Below are 20,902 nucleotides of genomic sequence, written 5' to 3' on the forward strand. Positions count from 1 at the left end.
GGCCGGGGTCACGAAAAAGGCGCGACGCACAGAGGAAGCGGCACCGGAACAACGGCGCGCATCGGGGAAATGCCCTGCCGAAAAGCCCTAGACGGGGCGGCAGACGGCGCTGGCGACGCGACGGAGGTCAACGTGCCTGCGGCGTACGAGCAACGGCTGCGACGGGGACATGGGCACATCCTGGGGCGCGCGGCGGACGCTCGTCAATACTTCCCTACTGTTCCCATAGGAAATGGCCGGACGAATCACATGAAGGTTTTCCGCCGCCAGGAGGGCATAGGGGCGCAACTCCCCTGCTCCACGCACTCCTTGACAGTGAATCCGGCCTCGGCCCCACCCACCGGACACTGACCTGCGGCGTCTTTCATCCCGAGATCGAACTGTCCATCATCCGGTCACACCCTTGCCGGGAAGGTCGCTTCGGGCGAGTATCCCTATCAATCCGATGGGAAAGGTGGGGATTCGCCGCCCTGCCCGGTCGCCACCCAACAACGTTCCGGAGTAGCCGACATGACCACCGCCAGCCCCCATGGCACCGCTGTCCGCCCAGCCCCCGCGCCACACGGCGGCACCGGGGCCTGCCGGTGACACTCATGCGCACGACACCCAGCCCCGCCGGCCCCCAATCCACCGACGAGCGACACCAGGCGCTCCTGCGCACCGCCCGCGACGTGGCGGACGACCTCGCCGCGGACGCCATCGCCCGGGACCAGGCCGGCAAGCCGCCGACCGACGAGACGGCCCGGCTGCGCGAGGCCGGCCTGCCGGCGGCCCTCACCCCGCCCGGACCCGACCGGGGGGCGGACTGGCGTACCGGTTGCGCCGTCATACGGGAGATCGCCGCAGCGGACAGCTCCGTCGGCGACCTGCTCGCCCGTCACTACGTACACGCCTGGAGCGGGCGCTTCTACGCGGACCACGAACTCGCCACCGCCCTCGAGGAGCAGTCGGTGCGCGAGCGCTGGCTGTGGACCGGGGCGGTCCGCACCCTCGCGCCCGACGACGACACCGAGGGACCGGACCTCACCCTGAGGCCCCGCCCCACCGGCCACGTGCTGAACGGACGCCGCTCCGTGGACACGGCGGTGGCCGCGGCCGACCAAATCGTGGTGGACGCCGTCTGCGCCGCGACCGGCGACGTCCTGGTCGTACGGATCCCGGCCGGCGCGCGGGGCGTGAGCGTCGAACCCTCCCACGATCGCCTCGGGCAGCGCGTCGCCGGCGCGGGTCGCGTCGTCCTGGACCGGGTTGCCATCACGCCGGAGCAGGTGCTGGGCCGCCGACCGCACGACGAGGAGTCGACCCCACCCGTCACCGCGCTCGCGGAACCGGCGCTGCGGCTCGCCCTGTGCCACGTCGGCCTCGGCATCGCCGAGGGCGCCCTCACCGAAGCACGCGACCTCAGCAGGGGCGGCCGCGCACACCGACGGCCCGGCGAGGACCCGGACCTCTTCCTGACGTACGGGGAACTCGCCTCCGCCGCCCAGACGGCCACCGCCGTGGTCGACCGGGCGACGGAGGTCATGGCGCAGGCCCTCGCCAGGGGTGCGCACCTCGACGCCGAGGTACCGGCGGGCGTCGCCGCCCTGGTCGCCACGGCCGAGGCCGTGATGTCGAAGGCCGCCCTGCACATCACCGCCCGGGTACTGGAACTCGCCGACGCTCCCGGCCTGGACCGGTTCTGGCGCAACGCCCGAGTCCTGACGGCCCACCGCCCGGTCGCGCACCGCCTGCGCTCCATCGGCGAGCACTACCTCAACGGCTCCCACCGCGCGGCGACGGCGGCCTTCCACTGACGCGGGGCTCCTGTTCGGGGCGCGGATCCACGAGCCGAGCCCGCAGGCTGCCGGGCATGCGCACCCGCCCGGCAGCCTGCGGCCACCCGTGACCGACACCGGCCGGATCCATGCCGGATAATGGCCCCATGCGGATCTCAGCCAGGGCGGACTACGCGGTACGTGCCGCACTGCAGCTTGCCGCGTCGCAGGACGACGGGCCGGTGAAGGCCGAAGCCATCGCCGACGCCCAGGACATCCCGCACAAGTTCCTCGAGGGCATCCTGAACGACATGCGCCGAGGCGGTCTCGTGCTCAGCCAGCGTGGCGGCAACGGCGGCTACCGGCTGGCCAAGCCCGCCGAGTCCATCACCATCGCGGACGTCATCCGCGTCGTGGACGGACCGCTCGTCTCGGTGCGCGGGGTCCGCCCACCGGACCTGTCCTACACCGGCCCCGCCCAGTCGCTGCTTCCCCTGTGGATCGCGCTGCGGGCCAATGTGCGCGAGATCCTCGACGGCGTGACGCTCGCCGACGTCGCGTCCTCCGATCTGCCCTCCGGCGTATCGGCACTGGCCGACTCCCCCGGAGCCTGGACCAATCCCTGACCCCTGCCCCACCTGGCCTTTCTCGCATTGCGAGATAGGGGCGTCCACGATGCGGTCAGCCTCTTGGGGCCGTTGTCCGGCTCTGCCAATATGCCTACCAACCAGGTGGGAAAACTAGGAATCAAGTGAGGTGGCCGTGCGAGAACTGCACCACGCAGGCCGGATGCTGCCTCTGACCTCCCGCCGGCACATCGACCTCGTACGTACGTCCAGCGCCATCTGTCAGCCCTGCTGACACCCTTCGCCGGGCGGACTCCGCGCGTACCTCCGTCGACCGGGCAGGCCTCTCGGCCGGCCTCACCGACCTCGTGCTTTCGAGCGCGGGCGTTCGACGTACGACCTCGACGCCCGTCCCCGGGGCGTCCGACCCCGCCCACTCCGCAGCCCGCGACCGAGTTCCCGCCGGCAACGGCCGGAAGCGGGTGCCCTGTGCGCCGATGGTTTCGGCTCGCACCTCGACGCACTTCCGCACTTCTGTACTTCCTGACTTTCGTGAACACCTTCCCGTGAAAGGACACCTCCGTGTCTGCCGCAAGACCGCTCACCATCCTGCGCGCCATCGCCGTCACAGCGACGCTCCCCGTGCTCCTCACCGCCTGCGGCTACGGTTCCGAGGCGAAGAAGGACGACAACAAGGCGAACGCCGCGGCCACCGGTGAGAAGAAGCTCTCCGCGACCGAGGTCCGTATCGGGTACTTCCCGAACCTGACGCACGCGACCGCGCTGGTCGGCATCCAGGAAGGCCTGATCGCCAAGGAGCTCGGCTCCACCGCGATCAAGCCGCAGACGTTCAACGCCGGCCCGTCCGAGATCGAGGCCCTCAACGGGGGCTCTCTCGACATCGGCTTCATCGGCCCCTCGCCGGCGATCAACGGCTACGTGAAGTCCAAGAGCACCAACCTGCGGATCGTCTCCGGTTCCGCGTCCGGCGGCGTGAAGCTCGTCGTGAACCCGGACAAGATCAAGACCCTGGACGACATCAAGGGCAAGAAGATCGCCACCCCGCAGAAGGGGAACACGCAGGACGTCGCGTTCCTCAACTGGATCGGCGAGAAGGGCTGGAAGGTCGACCCGGAGTCCGGCAAGGGTGACGTCTCCGTCGTCCGTACGGACAACAAGGTGACCCCGGACGCCTTCAAACAGGGTTCGATCGACGGCGCCTGGGTGCCGGAGCCGACCGCCTCCAAGCTGGTCGCCGACGGCGGCTCCGTCCTCCTCGACGAGACCGACCTGTGGCCCGACAAGAAGTTCGTGATCACGAACGTCATCGTGTCGCAGAAGTTCCTCAAGGAGCACCCGGACGTCGTCGAGGCCGTACTGCGCGGCACGGTGAAGACCAACGACTGGATCAACGCCAACCCCGACAAGGCGAAGGCCTCCGCCAACGCGAAGCTGGAAGCCGAGGGTGGAAAGCCGCTCGACGCGAAGGTGATCGACCCGGCGTGGAAGAGCATCCTCGTCACCGACGACCCGCTGGCATCCACGCTGAAGACCGAGTCCGAGTGGGCGGTCAAGGCCAAGCTCATCGAGCAGCCCGACCTCGCCGGCATCTACGACCTGACGCTCCTGAACAAGGTCCTCAAGGCCGCCGGCAAGCCCGAGGTCTCCGACGGCGGTCTCGGCGCCAAGTAGTTCCGAGCAGCACAGAAGCCAGCCCTCAATCCAGCACACCCCAGGAGGTGACGACCATGGCCACCACACTTGCCAAGGCTGCTGAAGACACCACCGCGGTGTCTCAAGCCGCCCGGATCGAGCACGTCTCGAAGTCCTTCCCCGGTCCGGCCGGATCGCAGCTCGTCCTGGACGACATCAGCCTCGATGTCGCGCCCGGCGAGTTCGTCACCATCCTGGGAGCCTCCGGCTGCGGGAAGTCCACCCTGCTCAACCTGGCCGCCGGACTCGACAAGCCCAGCGCGGGCACCATCGAGACCGCCGGCCGGCCCGCCCTGATGTTCCAGGAGCACGCCCTCTTCCCCTGGCTCACCGCGGGCAAGAACATCGAACTCGCCCTGCGCCTGCGCGGGGTGGCCAAGACCGACCGCAAGCCCGAGGCCGAACGGCTGCTGGAACTGGTCCGCCTCGGCGGCGCCTACGGCAAGCGCGTCCACGAACTGTCCGGCGGCATGCGCCAGCGCGTCGCCCTGGCCCGCGCCCTCGCCCAGGACAGCCGGCTCCTGCTGATGGACGAGCCCTTCGCGGCCCTGGACGCCATCACCCGCGACGTCCTGCACGGCGAGCTCACCCGCATCTGGGCCGAGACCGACGTCTCCGTCCTCTTCGTCACCCACAACGTGCGCGAGGCCGTCCGCCTCGCCCAGCGCGTGGTCCTGCTCTCCTCACGGCCCGGCCGCATCGCCAAGGAATGGACCGTGGACATCCCGCAGCCGCGCCGCATCGAGGACGCGGACGTCGCGGAACTGTCCGTCGAAATCACTGAACACCTGCGTGGGGAGATCCGCCGCCATGGCCAGCACTGAAACGAAGCCGACAACCGCGGCCACGGGCAGGACCGACGACCTGGCGGGCCTCGAGGCGGGGCTCGACGCCCTCGACGCGGTCCAGACCCACCGCACCCCGACGCGCGAGGTCCTCGTCAAGAAGATCCTCCCGCCCGTCCTGGCCGTCGGCCTCGTCCTGCTGGTCTGGCAGGTGTTGGTCTCCCTGAAGGTCACCGACGAGACGAAGCTGCCCGCGCTGTCCGCGGTCTGGGACAGCCTGTCCCAAATGTGGCTCAAGGGCACCCTGCTCGAGGTCATCTGGACCAGCGTCTCCCGCGGCCTGCTCGGCTTCCTCCTCGCCCTGGCCATCGGCACCCCCCTCGGCCTGATCGTCGCCCGCGTCACATTCGTCCGCGCCGCGATCGGCCCCATCCTCCAAGGCCTGCAGTCCCTGCCCTCCGTCGCCTGGGTACCCCCGGCCGTCCTCTGGTTCGGCCTCAACGACGCCATGATGTACACGGTCATCCTCCTCGGAGCCGTCCCCTCCATCGCCAACGGCCTCGTCTCCGGCATCGACCAGATCCCCCCGCTCTACCTGCGCGCCGGCCGCACCCTCGGCGCCACCGGCCTCCAAGGCGCCCGCCACGTCGTCATGCCCGCCGCCCTCCCCGGCTACCTCGCCGGCCTCAAACAGGGCTGGGCCTTCTCCTGGCGCTCCCTCATGGCCGCCGAGATCATCGCCAGCTCCCCCGACCTCGGCCTCGGCCTCGGCCAACTCCTCGAAAACGGCCGCAACAACATCGACCTCCCCGGCGTGTTCCTCGCAATCATCCTCATCCTCGTCGTCGGCATCGCCATCGACCTGCTGATCTTCAGCCCCGTCGAACGGTGGGTACTCCGCAGCCGCGGCCTACTGGTCAAGAGCTGACCGGGCGAGCAGCTCATCGGCCGCTGCGGCCGGCCAACACAACGCCGTTCAAACGGAGTTGCACTTTTCACATGCCGTACATGGACCACCTCCACCCCCGCCCCTAGTCTCTTCGCCATGGCAGCTGGAAGCCTCCTCACCGTGCGCCGCCACCTCGATCTGGGCAGGCTGGCGAGCGCTCTGTGTCCGATCGCCCGGGCGCGACGGTAGTCACGCGTCGCCTCTTCGCACGGGATCCCCACCCGGTGTCACGCACCGGCCGCCCCCTCTCCCGGGGCCGGCCGGCCGATGCCCGATGCCCGATGCCCGTCTCTCTTCCACCTTTCACGGCGGTTGCCCCGCCGTACCCGTACGAGCTGCGGAACCAGGAGAAGACATCCCATGAGCGACAACAGCAGACCGCGGGTGAGCCGCCGCGGATTCCTCGCCGGCACGGCCGCCGCCGCGGCCGCCGCGGCGGTTCCGGCGATCGCCCAGGTGGCGGCGGCCTCTCCCGCCGCTGCCGCGACACGTCCCAACATCCTGCTCATCGTCACGGACGACCAGCCCAAGCACACCGAATGGGCGCTGCCGAAGACCACGGCCTGGCTGGCCGACCAGGGCGTCAAGTTCACCAACGGGCACGTCACCACCCCGCTGTGCGCGCCCTCCCGTTCGTCGGTCCTCACCGGCCGCTACGCGCACCACCACGGCGTCCGCAACAACAACGCCTCGTACCAACTCGACCAGAGCACCACTCTCCCCCGGTACCTGAAGCAGGCCGGCTATCGCACCGGCCTGTTCGGCAAGTGGCTCAACTCCTGGACCCTGTCCGACAATCCGCCGCACTTCGAGGAGTTCGCCCTGCTCCAGCCGGGCTACGTCGACGCGCAGTGGAACGTCAACGGCACGGTCCAGACGATCGACGGCTACACCACCAACATCATCAAGAACCGCACGTTGAACTTCCTCGACAAGGCGGCGGCCGACACCCGTCCCTGGTTCGCGTACGTCACGCCGTACGCCTCCCACGGCCCGCGCACGCCCGAGGCGCAGTACGCCGGAGCGGCCGTCCCGGACTGGAGCGGCAGGCCTTCCGTCCCGGAGGGCGACCGCAGCGACAAACCGGCCTACATCCGGAACGCGACCGGAACCCTGGCCGACGGGAAGCTGATCCGTGCGGAACAGCTGCGCACCCTGCTCTCCGTCGACGACACGGTGCAGGCGCTCAAGAACAAGCTCCAGGCGCTCGGCCAACTCGAGAACACCTTGGTCATCTACATCGCCGACAACGGCTTCACCTGGGCCGACCACGGATGGACCAAGAAGTCGGTGCCCTACCGCCCGGCGCACGAGGTGCCGTTCTACCTCTCCTGGCCGGCCGGCGGCCTGGGCGCGGGGACCACCGACAGCCGCATCACCGCGAACATCGACATCGCCCCCACGGTCCTCGACGCGGCCGGCGTCACGCCCACCCACTCGGTGGACGGCCGGTCCCTGCTCTCCTCGTACAGCCGCGACCACCTGCTCGTGGAGTGGTGGAAGCAGGGCGCGGCCGCGGGCGGCCCGCCCACCTGGGCCTCGTACGTGTCCCAGGACAAGCAGTACACGGAGTACTACGACCTCACGACCGACGGCAACGGCACCGTGTCGGGCACGGGGCAGGTGAAGTTCCGCGAGTTCTACGATCTGGCGGGCGACCCCCACCAGCTGGCCAACAAGCTGTACCAGGCCACCCCGGCGGACGAGCAGAACCTGGGCATCCCCGCCCTGGCGGCCCAACTCGCCACTGACCGCACCGCCTAGCGGTACCCGTTCGGGTGCCCCGCGGGATCACCAGCGGGGCACCCGCCCCTCCCTCAACGCACACCGACGGAGCCGTCATGCTCTCCTGCTGCACCCCCGGACACGGTGACGCCACCGCCGTCGCGCTCTCACTCGCACCACGGCCACCCGTCGCCGCCGCCCCGCGTGGCGCCCGCCGGCTGATCGATCTGCCGGGCGGTCACTTCCTCATGGGCACCGAGGACCCTGACTCCTTCCCGGCCGACGGCGAAGGGCCGGTGCGCGAGGTGGCCGTCGACCCGTTCCGCATCGCGCCCACGACGGTCACCAACGCCCAGTTCGCCACCTTCGTCAAAGCCACCGGCCACGTCACCGAGGCCGAGCACTTCGGTTTCTCCTTCGTCTTCGGCGGCTTCCTGGCCGAGGACGTCGCCGCCGCATCGCCGCCGGTGGCGGCCGTCCCCTGGTGGCGGGCCGTCTCCGGCGCCAGCTGGCGGCACCCCGAGGGCGCCGGTTCGTCCTTCGCGGCGCGCCAGAACCACCCCGTCATCCACGTCTCCTGGAACGACGCCCAGGCGTACTGCGCCTGGTCCGGCACTCGCCTGCCCACCGAGGCCGAATGGGAGTACGCGGCCCGCGGCGGGCTGGAGCAGCGGCGCTACCCGTGGGGAGACGACCTCACGCCCGGCGGTCGGCACATGTGCAACATCTGGCGGGGCGATTTCCCCACCCGCAACACCGCGGAGGACGGCTACGAGAGCACGGCGCCGGCGAAGTCCTTCCGCCCCAACGGCTACGGTCTCTACAACGTCGTCGGGAACGTATGGGAATGGTGCGCCGACTGGTTCGCCCCCGGAACCGGCCGCGTGATGCGCGGCGGCTCCTACCTCTGCCACGACTCGTACTGCAACCGCTACCGCGTCGCGGCCCGCAGCTCCAACACCCCGGACAGCTCCACCGGCAACATCGGCTTCCGCGTGGCCGCAGACAGCGGCACGGCCGCGAGCTAGGCCATTATCCGGGCAGTAAGACCAGCGCGGCTCGAGAGGCAGGACCCCCGGAGAGGTCTCCATGGACCGCCCGTAGCTTCAACCACCCTGATACACCGTTCGATGGGCAGACCTCGCCCGGAACGCATTCGACGTGGCGCCCGCTCCCCCGGTACGGTCGTATTGTCATGTACAGCCCCTGAGCAGAAGTGACAGCTGCTGAGGAGCATTACCGCAGCGAGGCGGCACGGCCCGCGCCCGCGCGGTGAGCCCGGACGGGGCGGCGCCGGGGGGCGTGGGTGAGAGACGTCGAGGAGACCGAGAACGTGCACGAAGCCGGGCCCATCCATTCCGTCGGGCAGGGCCGTTACGTCCTGCGGGCTCCCTTGGGCGAGGGCGGGATGGCATCCGTCCATCGTGCGCACGACACGGTGCTGGGGCGCACCGTCGCGGTCAAGACACTGCACGCCGATCTGGCCCGCGATCCCTCCTTCCGTGAGCGCTTCCGCCGCGAGGCCCGCGCGGTGGCCGCGCTGAGCCACCCGAACATCGTCGGCGTGCACGACAGCGGCGAGGACAGCGGTCCGGACGGGCCGATTCAGTACATGGTGATGGAGTACGTCCAGGGCCGCTCGCTACGCGAGCTGATCCGAGATCACGCGCCCCACTCCCCCGCCGGTGGTATCCCGTTGGACCGGGCCCTGACGGTGACCGCGGCCGTCCTGGACGCGCTGGCTTGCAGCCACCGGCAGGGGCTCGTCCACCGCGACATCAAGCCTGCCAACGTGATGACCACCACCGACGGCACGATCAAGGTGATGGATTTCGGGATAGCCCGGGCGCTCCAGTCGGACGGCACCGCCATGACCCGGACCGGCACCGTCCTCGGTACACCGCAGTACCTCTCCCCCGAGCAGGCGCTCGGCCGGCCCGCCGACGCGCGGTCCGACCTGTACTCAGTGGGCTGCATGTTGTTCGAACTGGTCACCGGGCGTACGCCGTTCGACGGCGAGTCGACGATGAGCGTCCTCTACCAGCACGTGCAGCAGCCGGCACCCGCGCCGTCCTCGTTCAATCCGTCTCTGCCCGCTGCCGTGGACACCGTCGTCGCCCGCGCGCTGAGCAAGGACCCCGCCGACCGGTACGAGGGCGCCGAGGCCATGGCCGAGGACGTCCGCCGGATCGCCGCCGCCCCCAGCAGCCCGGCCACTGCCACTGCCACTGCCACCACGGTCGATGCGACCGCGCCCGCCGACACCACGGCCAGCACGCACACCGCACCCACCGTCACCGCGGACCCGGGCGGTTCCCACCGTATCGGCGGCCCCACCGTCACGGCGAACGACGGTGCGGTCGGCGCGGATGGCGCGGACGGCGCCGCGAACTCCATCCGCTGGACCGTTCACCCGCGTAGCGCCCACGACGTCCGGACCGTCCGCAGGCTCCGGATCCTCGCCTTGGGCGCCTTGCCCGCGGTGGCGATGGTGGTCGCGGCGAGCTCGCTCGGCGGCTGGTTCTCGTTCGGAGGCGGCCACACACCGGATCCGCGCGCCACCGGCCCGTACGTCTCGTGCGACCCGGGCGCATCCTCGAACGGCGACTTCAATCCCCCGTCGTTCACCGGCATGTCGGCGGCCGAGGCCACGACCTGCGCCGAGATCGCCGGGCTGAAGCTCGACCAGAAGTCGACCATGGGGACGAAGTACGACAAGGACACGGTCACCCGCCAGGAACCGGTGACCGCGAAGTCGATCGAGCGGGGCAGCACCGTCACGGTCTGGGTGTCGACCGGCGGCGACCCGCGCGCCAAGGGCGACCTGGAGAACTGCGAGGTCGAAGCGCACCACGACAAGATCTCGGTCCCCTGGCTGAAGGAGCGGACCGCTGCCGACGCGCGCGTCTGCGCGGAGATCGCCCATCTCCAGCTGCGCGAGGCCGGCACCGTTCAGGACCCGCACATCCCGGCCGGCCAGGTCGCCAAGCAGGACCCGGTGTCCCAGGACGTGCTGACCGGCAGCACGGTCACCGTGTGGATTTCCTCCGGCCGCGACCCGAGGGCAGTGGGCGAACTGGCCGGCTGCGACCTGTACACCACCAGCGAGAAACCGCAGGCCCCCATGCTGGAACTCCTCACGATCCAGAACGCCCGGGCCTGCGCGGAGATAGCCGGCCTGAAGCTGGAAGAGCACACCGGCCCCGATCCGCTCTGGCCCGCCGGGCAGGTCGTCCGGCAGGAGCCGACAAGCAGCGATCGGATCAGCCCTGGCGGCACGGTGAAGGTCTGGATCTCGTCCGGCCGGCCCTGAGGTTGATCCTGTTTGGCGGACAGGTGCGATGTGATGCTCAGTGCGGTGGCTTCGTACTCGGCAGGGCTTTGGCAGCCGAGGCTGCTGTGGAGTTGTCGGGTGTTGTACCGGGTCAGTCGGCGGAAGGCATCGGTCGCGCCTCATGCTCGTTCGACCAGCCTTCGCGGCCCTTGAGTGTGACCCCGCCTCGGCGGCCCGGCTGGCCGAGGAACTGCCGCGCGACCGGCTCCGCGTACTGGGCCCCGAGCACCCGGACACGCTCGGCACGGCCCACCGGGTGGCCTACTGGAACGCCGAGTCAGTGTCGGGAGGATGGTGGGCAAGATCCGCCGGCACACCGCTGGGCCCCGACGGTCTGTCACCATCGGGGCCCAGTGCTTCAAGGGCGTCGCGACCCTTAGCCGTTTGCCTCGGCCCCCTCGATGGGGCAGTCCAACGACCTGTCAGGATTTTTGGCAGCAGCGACGGTGCTCTGTTGTGTGTCGTTCCAACTGACCCGTCACCGCATCGGGGACTGCTGATCCAGGTGAGCTGGGAGTAGCTGTCACGTCCTGTAGCGGTAGAGGATGCGACCGCGGGTGAGGTCGTACGGGCTGAGTTCCACGATCACCCGGTCGAACGGAAGGATCTTGATGTAGTTCTTCCGGATCTTCCCGCTGATGTGGGCGAGCACCTTGTGCCCGTTCTCGAGCTCCACCCTGAAGGTGGCGTTGCGCAGACACTCGACGACGGTGCCCTCGGTCTCGAGGGCGCCTGCTGTTCTTGGCAAGTTTGCTCACTTCCCCGTTCAGTAACGGTGAGGTCGATAAAGGAATGAATTGCGGTGTACGGAGCGGGCTCGGTGACGCGTCAGCGGCACACCAGCTCCAGGCTGCAGCCCGCACGCTCAGCGCCGACGCCCTCGAACAGCGCAACGGCCGCCTCGTTGGATACGTCGACTTCGGCCCGTGCTGTCGCGACCCCGGAGCGGTGCAGCGCACCCAGGACCGAGGCCAGCATCGCCCTGGCGATGCCGCGGCGGTGCTCATCGGCCCGGACGGCGATCAGCCCGATCCGCGGCTGTCGGGGCACGGGCGCCAACCGGACCAGCCCCACGTAGCGACCGGCCCGCGCTGCCACCGCGTACTTCGCCGGGTCCACCACGGTGACCCCGGCCGGACGCGGCAGCACCTCGGCCGGCATCCGCTGCCAGCCGACCGTGGCCTCGACCTCGTCGCGGATCACAAGGTCCAAGGCCTGCAGGGGACCCTGCTCCGCCTCTCCGACAGGCAGGATCGTCACGTCCGACGGCGGCCGCGCGGAACCGAGGCCCGTGGCCGCCGGGTCAGTGGGCACCAGGTACTCCCGCTCACGTCGTCCGATCGTGAAGCCGGCCCGCTGCCACCTGGAAGTCGAGTCGAGGTCGCTTTCGCCGACCAGCGTGTGGAGGGGTGTCGGCAGGTCCGCCACCATCGCAGCGGCGAGCCGGTCGAAGGCCACACCGTGCCACGCGTCGATGCTGAGGAAGAGGCGCCCGTCGGGCCGGCTCAACGCATCGCTGCGGCCGACCTCCCGACCGTCCTGCACGGCGTGCCATTGGTCCTCCGAGACCCGCGTGATCGCTACGGCGGGATCGGCCGTGCCGGGAGTGGAATACGTACGATTCATAGGTTTCACCCTTCGCGAGTGCCTAGCTGTTGAGGCACTCCCGGCGACACCTATGTCAGCCGCCCACCGTGACGGAAAGGGGGAGCACCCACCTGCATACAGCGTTCATGGGTCTCACCTCCTCGCGTCCTGTCACGTCCTCCGGCACGGTACCAACCGGCAATCGACGCGCCCAACCCCTTTTTTCCCGTGGCCGCGCACCGGCTGATGCCGGTGCGCTCGGCCCTGTCCCCAGGGGGCGTGGCCCACTGCCAGGCGGCTGGTGGCTGGGAGGCGCTGGATCGGGTCGACGAGTCGATGGGTGAACAGGCGGCGGCCAAAGGGCTCGCCGTGCGTCTCGATGTGGGATCCGGCCACCGGCAGAACCCGCACCACCCTTACCGGACACACCGACGCGGTAAATGCAGTCGCGTACAGCCCTGACGGCAAAACCGTCGCCACCGCCAGCGACGACAAGACCGTGCGGCCATGGGATGTCGTACTACCCAAACCCTCCGCCGCGATCCACAAGATCTGCCGTGCCGTCAACCGCGACCTCACCTCACAGGAACGCACGACATACCTGCCGGGACAATCAGCGAGCCCCGTATGCCCAACGAGCTGAACCGTTTGCACGCGCGCTGGTCGGTGACCGTCAGCCGGCCTGGTCCGTCGTGGACCCAGCGGGGCTGCGCATGCGGTGCCGAGCGCGGCCCCGCACAGGCTGCCGCGACGGCCGGGGAGCCTCTGCACCGTGCACCGTACGCCGCTCCCCCGGCAGGAATGGCTCCTGGGCCTGTGCCCTGGTGGCTGTACGCAGTGCGGTGAGCTCGGGCGAGGGTGCCCGGGCCGAGTTCGGCGTCCAGGATCCGCTCTCCGTCGTCGAAGACCTCCAGTGCGTCCGTTCGCCGGCTCGAGCGGTACAGCGCGAGCAGCAGCCGGCCGCAGTTCGTCCCGCAGTGGGTGGCCGGCCAGCAAACCGGTCAGTTCCGGGACGAGCTGCTCTGCCTGCCGAGCTCCAGACCGGCGGGCGCGTTACGCGTAGGAGACGCTGCCCGTCAGCTCCTCGAAGGCCTTCCCCTGCCACAGGGCCAGCCCAATGCGTAGTAGCTCCTCGACCCGACCGTGGTCCCGTCGACGGAGGTGCTCCCGCCCGAGGCGTACGGACTCTTCGGACTCGGCCACATCCAGGTGGTCCCGTTCCGCGAGAACGAGCCGATGGCCGGTCCCCGAGCGTCACCAGCCGCCCCGCCTCGCCCCCGCGTGCACAGGAGGTACGTACCCTCGCACCTGCACTTGACGGGCATTGGCCGGATTCTTGATCACCGACACAGGCCGGAGGCCTGCGTCCGGCGACCCGCAGGAGCCACCCGCCGTACGAGGGGCTCCGGTGCGAGGGTTGTCACCACGGCGAACGCCGCTCTCCAGGCCCCCGACTGCGCGAAGCGTCCGCCGATCGCCGGGGTGACGAAGAAGCCGGCCCGCCATCACCGGGGCCGCGCCCCCATACCGTACGCGGCGGCCAGGTCGGCCGCCGTGGGACTCAGCCGAGGGTGCGGTCGAGATTGAAGGCGGCACTGATCAGCGAGAGGTGCGTGAACGCCTGGGGGAAGTTGCCGAGTTGTTCTCCGCTGCGGCCGATCTCCTCGGCGTAGAGGCCGAGGTGGTTGGCGTAGGTGAGCATCTTCTCGAAGGCCAGCCGGGCCTCTTCCAGGCGTCCGGCGCGCGTGAGCGCCTCGACGTACCAGAAGGAGCAGATCGAGAACGTGCCCTCGGAGCCCCGCAGGCCGTCCGGGCTGGCCTCGGGGTCGTAGCGGTAGACCAGCGAGTCGGATACCAGATCCGTGGTGAGCGCATCCAGGGTCGAGAGCCACTTCGGGTCGGTGGGCGAGATGAACTTGGCCATCGGCATCATCAGCACCGAGGCATCGAGTACGTCGTCCCCCAGCCCCTGGACGAACGCTCCGCGCTCGGCCGACCAGCCCTCCCGCATGATCTGCCGGTAGATCGCGTCCCGGCTCTGCTGCCAGCGGGGAAGGTCGGCCGGCAGGCCGCGGCGGTTGGCCATCCGGATGGCCCGTTCGATCGCCACCCAGCACATCAGCCGCGAGTAGACGAAGTTCCTCCGGCCGCCCCGGGTCTCCCAGACGCCCTCGTCCGGCTGGTCCCAGTGGTCGCAGAGCCAGTCCACCACTGCGCCGACCTCGTCCCAGTGATCACTGCTGATGGGCTGGCCCCACTTGTCGTACAGGTAGACCGAATCGATCAGCGCGCCGTAGATGTCCAGCTGGAGCTGTTTGGTGGCGGCGTTCCCGACCCGCACCGGAGCGGAGCCCAGGTGCCCTTCGAGGTGAAGGAGCTCGGATTCGGGCAGGTCGGTGCGCCCGTCGATGCCGTACATGATCTGCAGCGGACCGGTGGGGCCTACGCCCCGCATGATGCCCCGGTCGGACAGGAAGCCCATGAATGCCTCGGCCTCCGTCGTGAAGCCCAGGCGGAGCATGGCATAGATGGCGAAGGCGGCGTCGCGGACCCACACGTACCGGTAGTCCCAGTTGCGCTCACCGCCGACCCGCTCGGGCAGGCTGGTCGTCGGCGCGGCCACGATCGCACCGGTCGGCACATAGGTGAGCAGCTTGAGCGCCAGCGCCGAACGGTGCACCATCTCCCGCCACCGGCCGCGGTAGCGCGAGCGACCCAGCCACTGGCGCCAGAACCGGACCGTCGCCTCGAACTGCTCCTCCGCCTCGACGCGCGGACAGGCCCGCGGGCGAACGTCACCGCTGATCCGGTCGAGGGCGAAGACCGCGGACTCGCCTTCGAGGAGCTTGAAGTGCGACCACACGTCCGTGCCGTCACACTCGAGCGGCGCGGTGGCGGACAGGGCCAACGACAGGGACGGGGACTCGAAGACGGCCTCATGGGCTTGCGCGCGTACGGTGTGCGCTTCGGCGCCGTAGCCGAAGCGAGGGGCTATCCGTGTCCTGAAGGGGAGCGTGCCCCGAACGCATATCACCCGCCGGACCAGCCGGTGCCGGGACGCCTCGCGCGATTCATCGACGACCGGCATGAAGTCCTGGATCTCCGCCACCCCGTCGGCGGCGTAGAACCGCGTGATCAGCACGTTGGTGTCGGGGAAGTAGAACTGCCGCGTACGCGCCGACACCTCGGCGGCCAGCTCCCACGATCCGCCCTTGTCGGCGTCGAGGATGGACGCGAAGACACTCGGCGCGTCGAAGCGCGGGCAGCAGTACCAGTCGATCGTTCCGTTGGTCCCAACGAGCGCGGCCGTGCGAAGATCACCGATCAGGCCATGCTCGGAAATCGGCAGGTAGCGTGCGCCGTCCACTCCCCCGGATCCGGTCCCGAAATCCATGCCCACCTCCCTACCGTCTCGCCGAGAGCAGGTGCGGGGATCAAGAAGACCTTGTCTTTCATGGTAGAACGCTCCCGGATCCCGGCGCGACGACCCGAAGAGCAGTGGCGAACAAATGTTCGCATCCGGTCTGTCGCTTCGCACGCGCACGGGCGGAACACCGCCAGAGGGGTGCCTGCACCTTGCCGGCCCTTCCGTGTCACCCCGTACGACTCCGCGGCGACGATCCACCGGCTGAGCGAGAAGCGTCGCTGGATCACGCAATGACAGGCCGGCACCGGCTCGCAGCCACGGAACCCGGGCGGGCATGGGGGCGGTTGCGCGCACGAAGGACCGCCGGGGCGAGCGGAATCCGGATCTGACCCGGGCGCATCAAGCAGGCAGTTGGGCCGCTTCCGCACCGGGAGACGGCCTCGTACCAACAGGGCCGGTTCAGCTTCGCCGGACCGGCGCGGCCCCACATGGCTGGTGAGGTTTCAAGCAGGGCATTCCTTCTATCAGACGTCGCAACTCACAAGGGGGCGGGCTGATGACGGTCGATACCGGGCTCAGGCATGGACGTACGGGAGGGAGCGTCAGCGTCTTGCTACGACTGGCCTCCGTGGCTGCCGGCGTGGTGGTGGCCGCGCTTCTGGTCGTCGACTTCCGGCTGACCGGCCCCGCAAGCCGGCAGATACCCGCGGTGGCGCTGATGGCCGCCTTCATCAGCGCAGCCGTGTGGGCGACGACGAGCCTGACGGCCCTCCTGATGCGGCCGTCCCTGCGACGGGCCCAGGGGCTCCTTGCCGAGGAAGCCGACCTCTGGGGCTCGGACCGGGAGTTCTTCGCCCCGGTGCGCCGCCTGATGCTCCTCGGTGCGCTGCAGACTCTCGTCAACCTGCTGATATGGCTCACCGTGTATCCGCTCGCCCTCTGGGCCAGCGTGCTGACCTGCGGCGCCGTAGGGCTGCCGGCGCGCCTGACCGGACTGTGGCCGGCCTTCGTCTCGGGGCTGCTGGTGGCGGCCGTTGCGACTACTGCCAGGACCCTCCTCGCCCTGTTCCGCCGCCGCACCAGCCGCGCGGCCGCGCGCTCGCTGGCCGCCGTACTGCTCAATGCCGCCGGACTTGCGCTCGCCTCGCTCGTCCTGGACGGCGTCCGGCTCGACTCTGCGCCGGGGTGGCGGCAGGCGCTCGCCCTGTGTGCGGTGGCGTGTCTCTTCATGCTGCCGCGCATCACACTGTCACTGCCCGTACCGGGAATCGCCTCGATCGTCCTCGTCGGCTACCACTGCCTGGTGTTGTGGCTGATCTGCGCGGCCTTCGCGTTCGTGGACCCCCGTCTTCACGCCGACGGCTTCTGGCAGCTGGCCGGGGCCGCCGCGATCATGTGGGCGGCGGAGTGGCCCGCGCGTCTGGCCGTCGGGCGGGTGCAGGGGGCCGATCAGCCGGCTCCCGTCCTGCCCGATCCGTTCCCGCCGGATCACGGGTTTCCCTCCGGCCCGCTGTACTGAGGTCCCCCGCGTTCTCCCCGTCATCATCACGCAGCCATCAGGCGGCAGCCGGTTTGCTCCGCGTCAAGCGGCTCGCGTGAGCCGGTTCGCAAACGTCGACACCGTGTACGTGCCGATGCCCAGGACCACCTCCAGGGCGTTCTGCCGTGTGTAGCCGAAGCCCTGGAACCGCCCCAGCTCCTCGTCGCTCACCGCACCCGACGAGGCGAGGACCTGCAGGGTGAACTGCCGTACGGCCTCGAGCCGTTCCGGGTCCGGAGCCGGGCCCAGCGAGCTGAGCTTCGTCTCGTGCATGTCCACGCACAGATGGCACTGGTTGCGGGCGGCGACGGTCAGGATGACGGTCTCGCGGGAGTGCGGGTCCAGTGTCGTGGATTCGAAGATCTCGCTGAGCTTCAGGAAGCCGTCCAGGGTGTGCGGGGAGTCCTTCAGGAGGGCGACGGCGTTGGCGGTGCGGGCGGTCAGGTCGTTACGCAAGGCAGCTCCAGACAAGGTGGACTAGGATAGACAACATGGTTGACTACGCCGACAAGGGGAACGTAAACCAGGTTGTCGATGATGGCAAGAGGTATGAACCGGGATACGAGCTGCCGCTCCTCCTCTTCGCCGGCTTTCGCACCCTGATCGACCGCCTCCACACCCGCCTCGCGACCGAGGGCCACCCCGGCCTGCGGCCCGCGTACGGCTTCGCCATGCAGGCCATCGGCACGCAAGGGGCGACCGCCAGCGACATCGGACGCCGGCTCGGCGTCTCGAAACAGGCCGCGGGCAAAACCGTGGACCGCCTCCTCGCCGTCGGCTACGCGGAACGGACCGACGACCCCGCCGACGCCCGCCGCAAGCTCGTCCGCCTCACCGAGCGCGGCTACGACGCACTGGCTCGCTCAGCCGCGATCTTCGACGAGCTGCGGGCAGAGTGGGCCGCGACCCTGGGCGCAGATCGCGTACGGGACATGGAGGCCGCGCTGCGGACCGTCGTACCGGCGGAGACGGCGTACCGGCTGGACGCCACGAGCTGGCTCGGCGGGTCGTGACGGTCGGCCATGGCCGCCGTGGCCGGCTGTCGCCACCCTCGTGCGCGTCAGGCCGTGCGGTGTGCTGCCATCGGTGGCGGCGACCACACCATGTTCATAGCGGGCGACGACGCCGACGCGAAGCAGACCGTCACCGAACTGCTCCGGTGCTACGGCTGGACCGACATCCTCGACCTCGGCGGTCTGGTCTGCGCCCGTGGCATGGAAACGGTCGTGGCGTGCGGCCGACGCCATCGCGGTCGTTGCCGCGATGGCGGCTGTGCCGCTGTTCAGCTCAGCCGGGTGGTGGCATAGACCTCGATGGCATCGCGCTGGTACGCGGCCAGACCCGGGGCGATCGCCTCGTACGCGGTGCGCCAGACGTCGTTGTCCACGCAGGAACGTCCGATGGCCCGGTACTCCTCGGCGGAGACGGCACGCAGCTGCATCAGTGCACGGTACTGGGCGTCGATCTCGGCCTGCACCGGCTCGGCGTCGGCCGCGTGACCCCCAGCCATGAGTTCGGCCAGGCGGATCATCTGCGCGGTGCGGTCACGGTGCCCGTCGTCGGCGTCTGCCTGACTCATCTCCGCAGCGCGCCGACCGACCGCCTCGGCGAGTTCGGGGAAGTCGCGCATGTTCTCCGCGTACTGGGAGGGCTGGACGCCCTCGAACAGGTTCTCCGGTCGGTTGATGGCCATGGGGTTGCCGTCCTTCCTGGACTGCTCCAGTTCGGCGATGGTGCGGGAGACGGTGCCGGCCAGGGCGTCGAGCCGGTCCCGCTCCTCGAGCAGGCGCCGGTGGTGGACACTCAGGGCGTCCACCTCGTCGACCTGCTCGGACAGGATCCGGCCGATCTCCGGCAGCCCGACGCCCAGCGCCCGCAACACGAGGATCTGCTGCAGCAGCAGAAGCTGGCGCTCCTCGTAATAGCGGTGCCCATTGGCGCCGATCCGGGCCGGCGGCAGCAGGCCGGTCTCGTCGTAGTGGCGCAGTGTCCGGGCGGTCACGCCCGACATCCGGGCCACCTCCGAGATCGGCCAGTCCATCGCCCCTCCCGCACGTGTGTGTCGCCGGGCCGGTCTCTCCGGCCCTGGTCACGACGGTAGAAGCTGCCGCTGCGGCAACTTCAACCCCGAAATCCATGTTCCTCGCAGTCGAACAGACAAGGCCTGCACCCCGCCCCGATCAGACCCCGCCCACCGCCGAGACTCGTGCACATCCCGACCCAACCGAAGGCCGGTGCGCCTCCGAATCCCCGTAGAGAGGACACCGTCCTCCCCGTGAGGCGGGCGCTGGGGAAGCAGGGGGCGGCCTCCGGTATCGCGCCCGTCCCGCCGTGAGCCGGGCATACGCGCGGGTGTACGCCGAGGTCCTACGCCCCGCGACCGAGACGGCCGCTGGGATGCCGGCAGGGCCACCTCAACCCGACGCAGCGTCAGCAGTCCGGCGTCATTGGAGCTCGCCGAGTCCGTTGGGGTCGACAGAGCGGCGCATCGTCACACCTCATCGAGGCGGCTGAATTCATGGGTGGCACGGGGGAACAATGACGAGAGGATGTTCGACTGCAGCTCTCCATCGAGGGAAGACGCGAGGAACTGCGTGCACGATACGGAGTGATGTTCCCATCGGGGGCCGCGCGCCTCGTTCACCATGACGGTCCATTCGTTCGGGTCAAGGCCCGGAAGCACCAGCCAATACAGGCATTCGCCGTTGTCCGTGGTCGCCCATGGGATGACCCGGGATCCCTCGGTGTCCAGTTCTGCCGGCTTCTTCTCGAACTCCCACAGGCCTTCCAGGTCTTCGAACTGGTACGTGGCCCACTCGAGGAGGTCGTAGTGTTCGTTGGGGCAGTGGGGCTCCAGGACGTAGAGGTAGTCGTCCCAGTGGCTTCCTCCGTAGACGCCGATGAGCTCTTTGTAGTCGTCGGGGAGCTCGACCGCGAGGGCGCGTTCGACCTCGCCCCAATCCTTGTGGCGGGGCCGGCTCGGCGCCGGGGCGATTTCGAGAAGACGGGCAAGGGCGTTGGTCACGGCGGGGTCCTGTTCCTCAGGGCCGGTGAGTCCGGACGGACGGGATGACAGCGGGTGGGCGGGTAAGGGCGAGTGGCGCCTGCTCGGCTCCTGTCGTCAGCCCGAGCCCGTCGCCGACCTGATGCCGGCCTTCATCCGGTCCCGCCAGCAGCAGGAGCTCACGGCGGCTCTTCCCCGGGCTCCGGCCCAGACAGCCGATGAAGGGGCGCCCTCCAAGTCCACCTGCGTGAGATCGGTGTCCCTCCGCACACGGTGGACTACGACGAGGCTCTCTCACTCGGGGAACGAAAAGCCCAGCTCACGAAGGCGAGGCAGGCACGCTGCAAGGCATTGCTCCACTGATGCGGCATCGGTTCGCACGAGGACGTCCTCACGCAACGGGGCTCCGCTGGCGACGAAGGTCCAAGGCTTGCGGCGCTCTGCCATCCGCTCGGCGTCGGCCTTGAACAGCACCGTTACGCCCTGTTCAGCCAGCGCTTCCATGATCGCGACAACGTCCACCGGCAGTCTCCCCTCCCGAAGCGCTTCGAACACGCCACCGGACGAACATATCC

23 protein-coding genes are annotated in these 20,902 nt (G+C 69.6%); 13 read left to right on the forward strand and 10 right to left on the reverse strand.

What is annotated here, in order from left to right; genetic code table 11:
- Positions 1-87 precede the first annotated feature (87 nt).
- Complete coding sequence (locus OG299_RS42625; RefSeq protein WP_324617234.1) at positions 88-171, reverse strand: putative leader peptide; 84 nt, start codon at positions 169-171, stop codon at positions 88-90.
- Between the two features lie 422 nt (positions 172-593).
- On the opposite strand from OG299_RS42625, the gene OG299_RS02185 reads away from it, so the two are divergent.
- The 9 genes from OG299_RS02185 (at position 594) to pknB (ending at position 10,808) form a co-directional block, all read left to right on the forward strand.
- Positions 594-1,796 carry an acyl-CoA dehydrogenase family protein gene (locus OG299_RS02185; protein WP_266637820.1) on the forward strand — a complete coding sequence of 401 codons (1,203 nt, stop codon included), beginning with the start codon at positions 594-596 and terminating at the stop codon, positions 1,794-1,796.
- A gap of 128 nt (positions 1,797-1,924) precedes the next feature.
- Positions 1,925-2,383 (forward strand): RrF2 family transcriptional regulator, encoded by a 459-nt coding sequence (locus OG299_RS02190; protein WP_266637818.1) that lies wholly within the window; start codon positions 1,925-1,927, stop codon positions 2,381-2,383.
- Between the two features lie 163 nt (positions 2,384-2,546).
- Entirely contained in the window at positions 2,547-2,618 is a 72-nt protein-coding gene (locus OG299_RS42630) for a putative leader peptide (RefSeq protein WP_353962829.1), read from the forward strand.
- Between the two features lie 287 nt (positions 2,619-2,905).
- On the forward strand, positions 2,906-4,015 hold the full coding sequence (locus OG299_RS02195; protein ID WP_327360216.1) for an aliphatic sulfonate ABC transporter substrate-binding protein: 1,110 nt from the start codon (positions 2,906-2,908) through the stop codon (positions 4,013-4,015).
- A 56-nt stretch (positions 4,016-4,071) separates the two neighbouring features.
- Entirely contained in the window at positions 4,072-4,860 is a 789-nt protein-coding gene (locus OG299_RS02200) for an ABC transporter ATP-binding protein (RefSeq protein WP_327360217.1), read from the forward strand.
- Positions 4,847-5,749 (forward strand): ABC transporter permease, encoded by a 903-nt coding sequence (locus tag OG299_RS02205; protein WP_327360218.1) that lies wholly within the window; start codon positions 4,847-4,849, stop codon positions 5,747-5,749. The genes OG299_RS02200 and OG299_RS02205 overlap by 14 nt, the downstream gene beginning before the upstream one ends.
- Positions 5,750-6,130: 381 nt before the next feature.
- Positions 6,131-7,534 (forward strand): sulfatase family protein, encoded by a 1,404-nt coding sequence (locus OG299_RS02210; RefSeq protein WP_327360219.1) that lies wholly within the window; start codon positions 6,131-6,133, stop codon positions 7,532-7,534.
- A 77-nt stretch (positions 7,535-7,611) separates the two neighbouring features.
- Complete coding sequence (locus OG299_RS02215) at positions 7,612-8,523, forward strand: formylglycine-generating enzyme family protein (RefSeq protein WP_327360220.1); 912 nt, start codon at positions 7,612-7,614, stop codon at positions 8,521-8,523.
- Positions 8,524-8,801: 278 nt separating this feature from the next.
- Complete coding sequence (gene pknB, locus OG299_RS02220; protein ID WP_327360221.1) at positions 8,802-10,808, forward strand: Stk1 family PASTA domain-containing Ser/Thr kinase; 2,007 nt, start codon at positions 8,802-8,804, stop codon at positions 10,806-10,808.
- A 544-nt stretch (positions 10,809-11,352) separates the two neighbouring features.
- On the opposite strand, the gene infA is transcribed toward pknB, so the two are convergent.
- The gene (gene infA, locus OG299_RS02225; protein WP_327360222.1) at positions 11,353-11,577 is read right to left on the reverse strand and encodes a translation initiation factor IF-1; all 225 of its coding nucleotides are present in this window, start codon (positions 11,575-11,577) and stop codon (positions 11,353-11,355) included.
- A gap of 80 nt (positions 11,578-11,657) precedes the next feature.
- Positions 11,658-12,455 (reverse strand): GNAT family N-acetyltransferase, encoded by a 798-nt coding sequence (locus tag OG299_RS02230; RefSeq protein ID WP_327360223.1) that lies wholly within the window; start codon positions 12,453-12,455, stop codon positions 11,658-11,660.
- A gap of 340 nt (positions 12,456-12,795) precedes the next feature.
- Between OG299_RS02230 and OG299_RS02235 the strand changes: the two genes are divergently transcribed.
- The gene (locus OG299_RS02235; RefSeq protein WP_327360224.1) at positions 12,796-13,059 is read left to right on the forward strand and encodes a WD40 repeat domain-containing protein; all 264 of its coding nucleotides are present in this window, start codon (positions 12,796-12,798) and stop codon (positions 13,057-13,059) included.
- Here the strand turns inward: OG299_RS02235 and OG299_RS42635 are convergent.
- From OG299_RS42635 to OG299_RS02245, 3 genes are all read right to left on the reverse strand, one after another.
- Positions 12,992-13,372, reverse strand: coding sequence for a BTAD domain-containing putative transcriptional regulator (locus tag OG299_RS42635; RefSeq protein WP_442817576.1), 381 nt, complete (start codon positions 13,370-13,372; stop codon positions 12,992-12,994). The two genes, OG299_RS02235 and OG299_RS42635, sit on opposite strands and share 68 nt — an antisense overlap.
- A 97-nt stretch (positions 13,373-13,469) precedes the next feature.
- Positions 13,470-13,619, reverse strand: coding sequence for a BTAD domain-containing putative transcriptional regulator (locus OG299_RS02240; RefSeq protein WP_327360225.1), 150 nt, complete (start codon positions 13,617-13,619; stop codon positions 13,470-13,472).
- Positions 13,620-13,977: 358 nt separating this feature from the next.
- Positions 13,978-15,810: a glycoside hydrolase family 15 protein gene (locus tag OG299_RS02245; protein WP_327360226.1), complete on the reverse strand. Its 1,833-nt coding sequence runs from the start codon at positions 15,808-15,810 to the stop codon at positions 13,978-13,980.
- Between the two features lie 601 nt (positions 15,811-16,411).
- Here OG299_RS02245 and OG299_RS02250 point away from each other — a divergent pair.
- A complete protein-coding gene (locus OG299_RS02250) occupies positions 16,412-17,302 on the forward strand; it encodes a hypothetical protein (protein ID WP_327360227.1) in 891 nt (296 codons plus the stop codon).
- 63 nt (positions 17,303-17,365) lie between these two features.
- On the opposite strand, the gene OG299_RS02255 is transcribed toward OG299_RS02250, so the two are convergent.
- Complete coding sequence (locus tag OG299_RS02255; RefSeq protein WP_327360228.1) at positions 17,366-17,779, reverse strand: carboxymuconolactone decarboxylase family protein; 414 nt, start codon at positions 17,777-17,779, stop codon at positions 17,366-17,368.
- A 35-nt stretch (positions 17,780-17,814) separates the two neighbouring features.
- Here OG299_RS02255 and OG299_RS02260 point away from each other — a divergent pair, with 35 nt between their 5' ends.
- Positions 17,815-18,336, forward strand: coding sequence for a MarR family winged helix-turn-helix transcriptional regulator (locus tag OG299_RS02260; protein WP_327360229.1), 522 nt, complete (start codon positions 17,815-17,817; stop codon positions 18,334-18,336).
- Positions 18,337-18,345: 9 nt separating this feature from the next.
- On the forward strand, positions 18,346-18,630 hold the full coding sequence (locus tag OG299_RS02265; protein ID WP_327360230.1) for an NAD(P)-binding domain-containing protein: 285 nt from the start codon (positions 18,346-18,348) through the stop codon (positions 18,628-18,630).
- On the opposite strand, the gene OG299_RS02270 is transcribed toward OG299_RS02265, so the two are convergent.
- From OG299_RS02270 to OG299_RS02280, 3 genes are all read right to left on the reverse strand, one after another.
- Positions 18,606-19,364 (reverse strand): MerR family transcriptional regulator, encoded by a 759-nt coding sequence (locus OG299_RS02270; protein WP_327360231.1) that lies wholly within the window; start codon positions 19,362-19,364, stop codon positions 18,606-18,608. The genes OG299_RS02265 and OG299_RS02270 overlap by 25 nt on opposite strands.
- A 450-nt stretch (positions 19,365-19,814) precedes the next feature.
- Positions 19,815-20,348 (reverse strand): SMI1/KNR4 family protein, encoded by a 534-nt coding sequence (locus OG299_RS02275; RefSeq protein WP_327360232.1) that lies wholly within the window; start codon positions 20,346-20,348, stop codon positions 19,815-19,817.
- Between the two features lie 273 nt (positions 20,349-20,621).
- Complete coding sequence (locus tag OG299_RS02280; RefSeq protein WP_327360233.1) at positions 20,622-20,849, reverse strand: hypothetical protein; 228 nt, start codon at positions 20,847-20,849, stop codon at positions 20,622-20,624.
- Positions 20,850-20,902: the final 53 nt, after the last annotated feature.

The sequence above is a fragment of the Streptomyces sp. NBC_01296 genome, assembly GCF_035984415.1.
Taxonomy (GTDB): Bacteria; Actinomycetota; Actinomycetes; order Streptomycetales; family Streptomycetaceae; genus Streptomyces.

What these genes read in the sequence shown, in the direction of transcription:
- OG299_RS02265 (WP_327360230.1), top strand. Translation starts at nt 18,346, where the DNA reads ATGGCCGCCGTGGCCGGCTGTCGCCACCCTCGTGCGCGTCAGGCCGTG.
- OG299_RS02260 (WP_327360229.1), top strand. Translation starts at nt 17,815, where the DNA reads ATGGTTGACTACGCCGACAAGGGGAACGTAAACCAGGTTGTCGATGAT.
- OG299_RS02205 (WP_327360218.1), top strand. Translation starts at nt 4,847, where the DNA reads ATGGCCAGCACTGAAACGAAGCCGACAACCGCGGCCACGGGCAGGACC.
- OG299_RS42625 (WP_324617234.1), bottom strand. Translation starts at nt 171, where the DNA reads ATGTCCCCGTCGCAGCCGTTGCTCGTACGCCGCAGGCACGTTGACCTC.
- OG299_RS02185 (WP_266637820.1), top strand. Translation starts at nt 594, where the DNA reads ATGCGCACGACACCCAGCCCCGCCGGCCCCCAATCCACCGACGAGCGA.
- OG299_RS02190 (WP_266637818.1), top strand. Translation starts at nt 1,925, where the DNA reads ATGCGGATCTCAGCCAGGGCGGACTACGCGGTACGTGCCGCACTGCAG.
- OG299_RS02215 (WP_327360220.1), top strand. Translation starts at nt 7,612, where the DNA reads ATGCTCTCCTGCTGCACCCCCGGACACGGTGACGCCACCGCCGTCGCG.
- OG299_RS02245 (WP_327360226.1), bottom strand. Translation starts at nt 15,810, where the DNA reads ATGGATTTCGGGACCGGATCCGGGGGAGTGGACGGCGCACGCTACCTG.
- OG299_RS02235 (WP_327360224.1), top strand. Translation starts at nt 12,796, where the DNA reads ATGTGGGATCCGGCCACCGGCAGAACCCGCACCACCCTTACCGGACAC.
- OG299_RS02270 (WP_327360231.1), bottom strand. Translation starts at nt 19,364, where the DNA reads ATGGACTGGCCGATCTCGGAGGTGGCCCGGATGTCGGGCGTGACCGCC.
- OG299_RS02210 (WP_327360219.1), top strand. Translation starts at nt 6,131, where the DNA reads ATGAGCGACAACAGCAGACCGCGGGTGAGCCGCCGCGGATTCCTCGCC.
- OG299_RS02230 (WP_327360223.1), bottom strand. Translation starts at nt 12,455, where the DNA reads ATGAATCGTACGTATTCCACTCCCGGCACGGCCGATCCCGCCGTAGCG.
- OG299_RS02200 (WP_327360217.1), top strand. Translation starts at nt 4,072, where the DNA reads ATGGCCACCACACTTGCCAAGGCTGCTGAAGACACCACCGCGGTGTCT.